A 10857-nucleotide genomic window follows, 5' to 3' on the forward strand; every position below is an offset into this window, starting at 1 on the left:
TCACATTAAAATACCCTTAAAACCATAGCTTTTAATGAATGTAAATCCATTTTCTTAGATGAGACGCAAAAATTAAGGATAATGCAAAATATGTAGCAATCTCTTTATTTTCTACTAAACAGATCATTTCTACTTACAATAAAGAAGAAAAAGTACAGGTTGAGAAAGCATAATTGGTACAGATTATCATAAAGAAACCCCTCTGAAGATCAGTAAAAATCTCATGCGAAGTAGTTAGGCTTCTCTTTTCGGGCTGCATGCTCTGCAATTTCATCAATACGTTTCTGCCTGGTTTCAGATCTTTTTGCCAGTACAATCCATTGCAACATCATTTTTCTCATTGATTTACTCAAATTCAAAAAATAATCCTTTGATCCATTATGAATTTCAAATGCAGCATCCAAATCTTCAGGAATTACAAGCTCTTCTACACTATCCAGAATGATCCATGAACCATTTTCCTTGGCTATTCTGATGGTTTCATAACCCGCCTGCATCATTAATTTCCTTTCGATCAGTCTTTCAATCTTTTCTTTGTTGATTTTTGACCAGGTACTATTGGGTTTACGTTTACTAAACAATTGCATGAAAGAATATGGATCAATGGTTTTTCTTGTACTGTCAATCCATCCGAAACAAAGGGATTCATCTACTAAATCACTCCATTTTGCAACAGGCAGATCAGACTTTGCAGTGTTGCAAATAACCCATACAGATTGTTCAGATTGGTGGTTCTTTTCCAGCCATTTCCGCCATTCTTTGCTTGTATTGATCGTTATTGTTTTTCTTTCTTTTACAGGTTGCATGTTCAATTGTTTTACGTAAAATTATAAAAAACAGATGACAACAGTTTGTCAGGATGTACAAACATTTCAATCACATAAAAAAAGATGAAACATTCTTCTGTCTCATCTTTTATCTTTTTTATGGTAAACTAATCTTTTTACCTTGCTCAGGGAAAATATAATTTACCTTTAATGGATTATTCTCCAGCAATTCTTTCTTTATAATCTCAGGATTATTTCCTGTTGGCTTTCTATGGGTAACTACAATATTTAAATTTTCCAGATTTTTTTGTCCGATTTTTTCTTTCAGCTTACTTAGTTCCTCCGTCAACAGATTGGGAGTAAGGTGGCCAAACAGTAAATTTTCGGGTTGGCTATTAGGAAAAGAGACTTCAATTAAAATTGTATTTAACTGTCTTTTCTTAATAAATGGAACAACGTTGTTCCATAGATTATTAAGCTTGTCTGATTTTTCCACTCTATCAGCTCCTGTATCTCCTAAGTAAAGTAAATAGTGTTCACCATTTCTTACAAGGGCAGCACTGCTTTTATAAGGGTTCACGTGGCTTAGTTCATATCCTGTTAAGAAAAATGAAGTTTTTTGTGTAGGAACTTCTATTCCCTCCTGAAGTTCCTTATAGTGATACTTTCCAAGGATAGGTTTTTGTCCCTGATCTGCAAAATTAATCCAGGTATCTGTAATAAAGTAATGATTTTGTAAAATTTGAAGTACTGGAGCTATCCCGAAAATATCTTTTTTAGAATCCGCAGGAGAATTGATGATAAGACCTGACAAATGATCCAAATGACCATGTGAAATAAAGTACCCCTTGATCTGATCCTTTAGAACGGTTTCTGTTGATCCGTTGAGACTTTTCAGTTGGATGGCCTTACGAATTCCTGTATTTATTGTACCTGCATCCAGGCATAGAAATGTATTGTCTTTTGGACCTCCCACTAAATAGGCAGACAGGTTATCTTCCTCTTCTCCACCGTATATACCTAACGGAATAAGGTCGAAATTTTGTGCCTGACAAGCAATATGCACAAGGAAAGCAAATAAAGAAAGGGTTATTTTTTTCATGATGAAAAAGGTTACTTATAAATATAAAAAGTGAACAGATGATTGATTATAATCTGTCTTTTTTTGAGTTTCTTAAATCACCACAAAAATAAAAAAATATGGCTATTTTACGGCCTCTTTTTCTATCTTTAAAAGCATTTCTTTTGCATTTTGGTTAGCAGGATCTAATTCTAAAACTTTCAAATAATCTTTTTTCGATAATTGATATTCTTTCTTATTGAAATATCCTTCACCACGACTGTCATATGTATTAGCAGATTTTGGAAACTCATTGACGTTCAAATTAAAAATTTTAATTGCCGAATCTATATTTCCGTCTTTTAGAAATTCATAGCCAAGTTCATTCAACTCATTTTCATTAGAAAAATTATAATCGGCATTATTGTTCTTTTTAAGTTTCTTGTATAGCTCAATACCTTTATCAATATTCTTATAACACTCTTTTCTTATCGTTAAGGCTATAGGTTCTTTTTGGGATTCAATGGGATAGTTTTTCCAATTATTCAGACTGGCAATACTGCATACGATCTCATCTATTAATCTGATGTTTCTTCCGTTTGTCATTACGACTACTCCATTTCCGCCATCCACACTACCCACATAATAACAGACAAAGCCCTCGTTTCCACCACTGTGTCCAAAATATTTTGTTCCTTTAAAGTCATTCAAGAACACTCCTAAATTATTTTCCACTCTTTTTGCAGACATTTCTTTAGACAATACTTTATTAGAATTTCCTAATAATGACAATTGTGTATCAATGACATATTTTGCTAAATCAGAGGGGTTTGTCCATAAACCGGCCGGTGCTTTTTCCGGATAGATATGGTATTTCCCTTTCACTTCCTTGCCATTTGCATGATATCCTGTAGCCAGCAGACTGGCTTTATCTTCTAACGGAGGCTGGTTAAAAGAACTTTCGTTCATCCCCAATGGAGCTAATACATTCTTCATCATATAATCCTCATATTTTTCTCCCGTTACATTTTCAAGAATTAACTGAGTAATGACTGTTCCGCCACCTGAATACTGAAACTTAAGCCCCGGTTCAAATACAGACCTTACCGCCCCTGAATTTGCCGGTGGTACCCCATTCAATATTTCTATAATCGTTGGCAATTTTTTCCCTTTTTCGTACCCATAAAAACCATGACCAGATAAACCTGCCGTATGACTCAATACATTGGAAATTGAAATTTTTTTCCCTTTTGTTATAGCTTCATCGTATGGAAATTTCCAATCTGTTAGATAATTATTGATGTCATTATCTAAATCTAATTTTCTTTCCTGAACCAGTTTCAAAATTCCAAGACTGTTGATTGACTTACTGATTGATGCTGCCTGAAAAAGAGTTTGGGGAGTAGCAGGTTTATGTTCAGAAACATCTGCGTAGCCGTAGGCTTTTACCCACTCTACTTTATAATCCTTAATAACAGCAATACTTACTGCATTAGCATTGTAGAGAGCCATTCTTTCTTTTAAAGTCCACTTTTTAGTTTTGGACTTATCCCAATAGTTTAGCTTGGTTTCGAATAGGTTTATTTTATCGTTTATATTTTGCGCAAAAATATTAAGTGATAAAAATAGAACAATGATCAAACATATCTTTTTCATATTCAAGTAATTAGTTTTATGGATATTTATTTTTCTCTGTTGACATTATAACAACTCAGAAAAAGGGACTATTACATTTTGAATATTAATTTTTAGAGTTCACATAGAAACTCAACATCTACATCATTGCGAATTAGCTTTATGTAAAGACCGTTTATTTCCTGCTTTTTTTAATCCTATCTATATTTTCAGCAAAACCTTTGTCATCAGGATTACCAATATAACTCACGAAATAAGGCTTTGAAATATGTATCCTTTTAAAATTTTCTTCATTGACTTTCCAATCCATCAGGCTTTTCAATTCAATGATTTTATCATTTTGCAGTATTAATTTTGAATTAAATACCTCCACAATATCTTCTAACTGCTTTTTAAATGGTACTTCATAAAACAAACCGTCCCCCCACCTAAAATTCTCATAGCTCCCATCTTTAAATTGTACAAGAAAATAATGTGTGGGGGTACCACTCATTTTCTGAAGAATTTTTTCGGGAAGAACATACCTACATTTCTCAATTTTTATAACATCAGAGTCAAATTTCAACCTATTTTCAGAACTGAGATCATGTTCAATTATTCTTTTTTGAACAAATTCGGTCTCATAAGGTCTCTTATCTATAATACCATACCGTTTTTCATGCAATGCAGTATAGGTAAGCTCAATCATTTTTCCTTTATGCCTAAATTCAACACAAGGAAAGAATGTCCCGTCATTTAATGTTACGGAAGCACAATACCCGACTCCATAATGTGTATTAATTGGTTCTACAAATTTATTTAAAAGGTAAATTAAACCCTCTTCATCTATTGTTGAGCCATAACGTTTAAAATTTTCCTCGTTTCTTTCAATTATAATCATGAACGTTCAAATATACTTGCAATACTACACAAAAAACAGATATAGAGATTAGCCTCTTTGCTGTACATTGAAAACTGTTCCTGCCGGATCGGTAATCCAATGCATATTTTCAGGAAGCTGTTCAATTTCATCACACGTTTCCACTCCTTGTGACTGCAAATATTTTGTTGCCTGTTCTACATTGGGGACGGTAAGTTGTAACCAGGTTTCAGAATGGGTATAATTGTCCACACAGTCCAGCCAAATAATATTATTCCCGAATTTGACCTCATGCGTTCTGGAAACTGTAGGATTGTTAATGGATCTCTCTTCAACATCAAATTTCAAAATATCCCTGTAAAAAGCGACTGTGCTTTCGTATTTATTTTTTGGAATTTTTATAGCAATATTAATTCCCGCTTCAAACTTTGTATTCATAAGGCAATATTTTTAATCGTTATCAATTATAACTTTTAATTAAAGCTACTCTATTCTCATGAAATTCAACTTGCCACAAGGCAAGATTTCAACCGGACAAAAGTTTTTTACTTTGCAAGGCTGTTCCAAAAGGTCATTCTAAGCATCTTTCATAATTATTACAGTTTACTTTACACTGAATAATACCACAATATAAAACAAATTTTATAACAATATTCTCAAAATAACATTACTTTATTTAATGAAAATTGATTAATTTCGATTTACATTAAACCTTATTACTATGAAAAATTTAAAGAAAGTTCACAGACAAGAAATGAAAACAATTAAAGGAGGAATTAACTGCCCTGGTGGTCAGATATGTTTGATCAACGGTAAATGGCAATGTATGCCATACGACGGATGTGGTGGCGGAAATCAGCCTTAAATTGTAAGTCTAACCCAATTACTTGACAATGAAAAATTCTAAAAAAATTTCAAGAGATCAGCTGAAGAACATCAATGGTGGTGCATTAAGCTGCTCAGAAGCATGCTGCCCACCTCCGGGAATTAAAAGATGTCCTTGGGTCTATTGTGTAGCACCTTGTGAAATATTAAGCTAACAAACAGCATATCACCTGGAAATAAAAGCCTTAAATTGATTGATTTAAGGCTTTTGTAGTGAGAGGAAAGTTTCTCCATCCATTATTCTAACTTTATTTTTATTTCTTTTATTTGCAATTTATTTCAGACCGCTCACCTCTCAAAATGTCATTATTTATGGAAGACAACCTGAATTGTATTTATAAAGTCATCAATTTCATTGAGAAAAATTACGATCAGCAGATTTCTGTGAAAGATTTAGAAGAGGTGTCAAATTATTCTTACAGAAACATTCAACGTATCTTTAAGTATAGTTGTGGGGAAACAATAGGCGCTTTCCAGCAAAGGCTGAAAGTAGAAAATGCCTACAAACGAATTCTTTATACTCAAGAAAACCTTACGTCTATAGGTATTGAAGTAGGATTTTCCTCTATAGCTTCTTTTTCAAAAGCTTTCAAACAACATTTTGGTATATCTCCTAAAGAAGCGAAACTAAGCAAGCAACAGCTACTTTGCGAACCGGATCTGATTCCCGTTACATCTGACATCCTACTAGAGCCCGAAATTGTATACCTTAAACCAACACAAGTGTATTATCAGAGCATTCAAACCTATTATAATAATGCGGAAATTGAATTACTCTGGGACAACTTCATGCACAATGAATTTCTCAGTTCCGATGCAGAATATTTTGGAGTTATAGCAGATGAACCCTTAATTAAAACCGAAATAAACTGCCGGTATGATGCCTGTTCAACCACACAGGCTCAAAATAAAAAGCTTCCTTCAAAAACCATATTAGGCGGTAAATATGCACGATTTACTCATTCTGGAACTTACGAAACAATAGATGACACTTATACAAAAATTTATTCCCGATGGATTTTTAATTCAGGACTTGAGTTTTCGCACACTCCTATTATAGAGAAATATGAAAGGTATGCAGATGATGTGGAAAGTCAAGAGGAACAATTGACTTATATTTTACTGCCTCTGAAATAGATTGTCAATTTTGGACAACTTTGCCACTATTTATCGATCTAATTTTGCCCTATCAAAAATAGATCAGTTATGCAAAAAAAGAAAATCATGTTCTTATTACTACCTGTTATCATGTTCTCCTGTTCTCAGGATGAGATAACAACACCTCCCACTTCTGGCACACCTGACCCAGCTTCCGTAGTTTACAAAATGCCTGAGGAATCAGTTCCACATGAAGGAACCTGGCTTCAGTGGCCACACCAGTATCAATATGGCACCACTTACCGTAACCGACTGGACCCTACATGGGTAGCAATGACTAAAGAGCTCGCACAAAGTGAAAAAGTGCATATCATTGCCTATAACAGTACAGAAAAAGACCGTATTATAGGACTATTAAACAACGCAGGAGTACCATTGAACAATATTGACTTTAAACTGTACCCTACCGATGATTTTTGGGTAAGAGATAATGGGCCTATCTATGTAAAAGATAAAAATGGTAAGTTGTTTATTCAGGACTGGGGATTTAACGGTTGGGGAAATAAAGCCCAATCTAGTAAATGCAATACCATTCCATCTAAAATTGCTACCGACACCGGAATTCCAAAAATAGATCTTAATTCGGTAATGATCAATGAAGGAGGAAGTGTTGAAATTGATGGAAACGGAGTATTAATGGCTTGTAAAAGTTCTATTCTTAACGAAAACAGAAACCCTGGAATGACTCAACAGCAGGCAGAAGCTATTTTCACTAAGAATTTAGGAATCACCAAATTCATCTGGCTGGATGGAAAAGCCAATCTTGACATCACAGACATGCATATTGACGGATTTGCCAGATTTGCAAATTCCACCACTATTATCACTATGGATACTGATGATCTGGATTACTGGCAGGTTCCCAGCAGCGATATGGGTAAGCTTTACAATGCTACACAAAAAAATGGTACGTCCTATCAGTTTGTAAAAGTTCCTTTAACGAAATATGATGTGACAACCACCTATGGAAAAAATGTAGGCAAAGCATCTTATATCAATTATTATATTGCTAATAACCGCGTACTGGTCCCTAATTACAATGATCCCAATGATGTAATTGCCAACAGGATTATCCAACAATTATATCCTGATAAAAAAGTGATTGGAATTGATTGCCGTAACCTGTTTGCCAATGGCGGAATGGTACATTGTGTAACACAACAGCAACCAAAATAGAAATCTTATAAAACAAAAAAAACTACTGATATTCAGTAGTTTTTTATTTGTCTCTGCGGAGAGAGAGGGATTCGAACCCACTCGTGTAAATGCCCTATTTATCATATTTTTATTACATGAATCTGAAAGTGCCATGAAATTGCCACAATTTTTATAAAACAGATCCAGATAACAAAATATATTATTTCTGCAAAATTCTTACGACTTGAACCAAAGAACGCTTTAATTTCTACTTGTAAATTTACAACTTTTTGTTAAAAAAAAGAGAACTTAAAGGCCGACAGTACAATTTTTCTTACTTTTAAACAAAGGTCATAAAAATTTCCATAATTAATAATAAAGTTGAAATTTCCTAGCTCCGCTCAACTCTTACCAAACCTCTTTTTGCTACACTTAATTTATTATGCCTGCTTGTCTTGCTTTAAATAGATATGCAAGTAATCCAGACTTTCTTATTTACTGTATTAGGATACGCCACCCTGTTTCCCAATGGTACTTCCCAGGGAAAGTTTAATCTTCTTCAAAACAATGTTAAAATTTCTTCCGCCTATACTTCTAAATATGGTCCCGCCGGTGGAGGTGGATTGCAAGATATTCCAATTCCTGTAACATTTTTAAAGTCTGTTACACTTCCAGCGGGTACCTATACCTTTAAAATACAGTATTCCGCTTGGTCAGGAAGTGCGACTGTTAATATTGATCCTAACACATATAGTGGATACAACGGTGATATCGAAACCATGCTTACCAAAATGCAGGTATTAGTGTATAACAACTAAAAAATATTAAATAGATCACTTTTTATATTTGAATAAACAATAATGATAATAATAGGTAACGATATAGTTGAATGCCTACTGTGTAGAAAGTTTTTAGAATAGGTTTATAATATGATAATCCAATCTAAATTATCATATATCATATTTTTTTCTAGTGAAATTAAAGATTAGTATCATTTAAAAAATGAATTTGATGATCATTTTTAATAAAGATTCAGGCGCTGGTACATTCAAGTTTATCATCGCCAAAATTATCTGTTACAAATAATTATTCGGAAAATTTGCTGGCTGTCTTAACAGTTTTTACCCAGTTCTGATAAATGGGAAACCAAACGCGATCCCCATTGGATCCGTTGCATAGAATAATAATACCGTTCCTGGTTGGCAGATCCAAAAACATAGCAGCACTCCAGCCTACATTTTCGCCAGTATGTCCTATGGTTTTGAAACCTTCGTAATTCATAAACCGATATCCCAGACCGCTTTCACCTTCGTCGGAGGATGGGAGAACTGGGGTTTCCATTAATTTTATGGTTTTTGGTTTCAAAACTTTATTTAATTGATAACTATCTGGTGTGATAGACATTTCTGCAAAATTGGCCAGATCTTTAATAGTGGTTTGAAGTCCTGCCGCTGCTTTTTCAGTGAAAATCCGGTTTTTTATAGGATTGCCACGGTCATCATATGCTGTTGCTGAGGTTGCCATCATTTCTGTCGTCCATTCATAACTGGTATGTTTCATTCCAAGTGGCAGAAAGATATTTTGTTTCATATATGCCGCAAAACTTTGGTTGGTCTTCTCTTCCAGAAGTAGCTGTGCTAGCGTATAACCTCCTCCGGAATAGTCCCATTTGGTTCCGGGCTCACTGATGAGATGTACGGTTTCACCATTCCGTTTGGTTTTCCCGTTCAGTGATTGTTCCAAACTTAGCAGTGGCGTTCCTTGATCTGATCCACCATAACCGTGTACAGAAAGTCCTGCTGTATGGCTCAAAATTCTTCTCAACGTTACTTTTGATTTATCAAATTCAGATTCCGGCAGGTTCCATCGGGTAAGATATTGGTCAACGGGATCGTCCAGTCTTACGAGACCTTTTTCTGTTAGTTGCATAAAGCCCCACGAAGAAACCAACTTAGAGATAGAACCAACATTAAAAATAGTTTCAGAAGTTATTGGTCTCTTGCTTACCAAATCAGCATAACCTATCAATTGTATCCAGGCAAGCTTTCCATTTCGGATTACGGCTATTGCAACTCCGGGAACATTATTCTTTACAGTAAGTTCCTGTCCTAAATTTTCAATTTCCACATATAGTGGATCTGTTTTAGGAGAAAGTGTATTCTTTGCAATTGTTGTCGAACAAGAAAAAATCACGGCCAAACAGGATATGAGTAAGACTCGGAAGAAGTAGCTTTTTAGTATAATATTTTTTCTCATAATTGGGCCTGATAAGTTGTAAAAGAAAATAATTCTTCACTTCGACTTCATTTATTTCCTTGTTAACGATTTTATCTATTAAACCATCATATATTCAAAATTCAGTGCTTTGTAGGATATGAGTTCCTTGAGGTTCAAATATCACTTTTGTTTTTACATAATACATAATCAATATGTTTATCATTAAGTCCAATCTTCGTTAGTCCCGTTTGATTCACTTTTAAAAGCCCCCAATCCGTGTTCTTTTTTGCATTAAGAATCCTTCATTACCTAAATTTATGCAAATGTTATAATAATTCTAAATGAAGAGATATCAAACGTACAATATTAGTAATATTTATATTTAGAAAAAAAAATTACTATCCGCTCTTTGAATACTGCTTTACTTTGGATTATTCATTCAACAAGTGTCGGCAACATTTGATCATGCATGAATAATTGTTTTTTAATTATAAATTTGTTGCTCAATATTTAAAATTAAGCTAACAGGGGTATGAGTATATTATTCATTAAAAACATGGTTTGCAACCGCTGTATCATGGTGATTCAGAATGAACTCGAAAAACTTGGTTTGGACTTTACCCATATTAAATTGGGTGAGGTCAGTCTTACCAGAGAACTCAGTTCTGAAGAAAAAAAATCACTGGAAGCAGTACTCATTCCTTTAGGCTTTGAGGTAATCGATGATAAAAAGAGCAGAATCATTGAAAAGATAAAGAATATTATCATTGATCTGGTACATCATCAGGATAATGATACAAAAAAGAATCTGTCTGACTTGCTGAGTGATCAACTGAATCACGACTACAATTACCTTTCCAACCTGTTTTCTGAGGTGGAAGGAACAACAATTGAAAAATATTTTATTGCGCAGAAGATTGAAAAGATAAAAGAGCTATTGGTCTATGATGAACTTTCATTAAGTGAAATTGCCTTACGCTTAAACTATTCAAGTGTTGCCTATTTAAGTAACCAGTTCAAAAAAGTAACCGGACTCACACCAAGCTATTTCAAACAGATCCGGGAAGAAAAAAGAAAACCATTGGATCAGTGTAAGTAAATCTTACAAATCAAATCCATAATTCCACAATCGCATTCAA

The 10857-nt window shown here is 34.0% G+C and carries 12 protein-coding genes; 6 read left to right on the forward strand and 6 right to left on the reverse strand.

Features of this window, described 5'->3' with window-relative positions; genetic code table 11:
• Positions 1-221: 221 nt before the first annotated feature.
• The 5 genes from SCA31_RS16840 to SCA31_RS16860 form a co-directional block, all read right to left on the reverse strand.
• Positions 222-806, reverse strand: a complete 585-nt coding sequence (locus SCA31_RS16840) for a YdeI/OmpD-associated family protein (RefSeq protein ID WP_410698132.1) — start codon at positions 804-806, stop codon at positions 222-224.
• A gap of 118 nt (positions 807-924) precedes the next feature.
• Positions 925-1869 (reverse strand): 3',5'-cyclic-nucleotide phosphodiesterase, encoded by a 945-nt coding sequence (locus SCA31_RS16845; RefSeq protein ID WP_410698134.1) that lies wholly within the window; start codon positions 1867-1869, stop codon positions 925-927.
• A 102-nt stretch (positions 1870-1971) separates the two neighbouring features.
• Positions 1972-3483, reverse strand: a complete 1512-nt coding sequence (locus SCA31_RS16850) for a serine hydrolase (RefSeq protein WP_410698136.1) — start codon at positions 3481-3483, stop codon at positions 1972-1974.
• Positions 3484-3637: 154 nt separating this feature from the next.
• Positions 3638-4342, reverse strand: coding sequence for a hypothetical protein (locus SCA31_RS16855; protein ID WP_410698138.1), 705 nt, complete (start codon positions 4340-4342; stop codon positions 3638-3640).
• A gap of 48 nt (positions 4343-4390) precedes the next feature.
• On the reverse strand, positions 4391-4759 hold the full coding sequence (locus tag SCA31_RS16860) for a VOC family protein (protein ID WP_410698140.1): 369 nt from the start codon (positions 4757-4759) through the stop codon (positions 4391-4393).
• Positions 4760-5042: 283 nt separating this feature from the next.
• On the opposite strand from SCA31_RS16860, the gene SCA31_RS16865 reads away from it, so the two are divergent.
• The 5 genes from SCA31_RS16865 (at position 5043) to SCA31_RS16885 (ending at position 8319) form a co-directional block, all read left to right on the forward strand.
• Positions 5043-5186: a bacteriocin-like protein gene (locus tag SCA31_RS16865; protein WP_162926140.1), complete on the forward strand. Its 144-nt coding sequence runs from the start codon at positions 5043-5045 to the stop codon at positions 5184-5186.
• 28 nt (positions 5187-5214) lie between these two features.
• Positions 5215-5361: a bacteriocin-like protein gene (locus SCA31_RS16870; protein ID WP_410698142.1), complete on the forward strand. Its 147-nt coding sequence runs from the start codon at positions 5215-5217 to the stop codon at positions 5359-5361.
• A 157-nt stretch (positions 5362-5518) separates the two neighbouring features.
• Positions 5519-6343: a GyrI-like domain-containing protein gene (locus SCA31_RS16875; protein WP_410698144.1), complete on the forward strand. Its 825-nt coding sequence runs from the start codon at positions 5519-5521 to the stop codon at positions 6341-6343.
• Between the two features lie 69 nt (positions 6344-6412).
• Positions 6413-7540: an agmatine/peptidylarginine deiminase gene (locus tag SCA31_RS16880; protein WP_410698146.1), complete on the forward strand. Its 1128-nt coding sequence runs from the start codon at positions 6413-6415 to the stop codon at positions 7538-7540.
• A 431-nt stretch (positions 7541-7971) separates the two neighbouring features.
• Positions 7972-8319 (forward strand): hypothetical protein, encoded by a 348-nt coding sequence (locus SCA31_RS16885; protein ID WP_410698148.1) that lies wholly within the window; start codon positions 7972-7974, stop codon positions 8317-8319.
• A gap of 268 nt (positions 8320-8587) precedes the next feature.
• Here SCA31_RS16885 and SCA31_RS16890 read toward each other — a convergent pair whose 3' ends face one another.
• Positions 8588-9628 carry a serine hydrolase domain-containing protein gene (locus SCA31_RS16890; protein ID WP_410698150.1) on the reverse strand — a complete coding sequence of 347 codons (1041 nt, stop codon included), beginning with the start codon at positions 9626-9628 and terminating at the stop codon, positions 8588-8590.
• 622 nt (positions 9629-10250) lie between these two features.
• Between SCA31_RS16890 and SCA31_RS16895 the strand changes: the two genes are divergently transcribed.
• Complete coding sequence (locus SCA31_RS16895) at positions 10251-10817, forward strand: helix-turn-helix domain-containing protein (RefSeq protein ID WP_410698152.1); 567 nt, start codon at positions 10251-10253, stop codon at positions 10815-10817.
• Positions 10818-10857: the final 40 nt, after the last annotated feature.

Origin of the sequence: Chryseobacterium sp. SIMBA_028, assembly GCF_046535285.1 — a bacterium.
GTDB lineage: Bacteria > Bacteroidota > Bacteroidia > Flavobacteriales > Weeksellaceae > Chryseobacterium.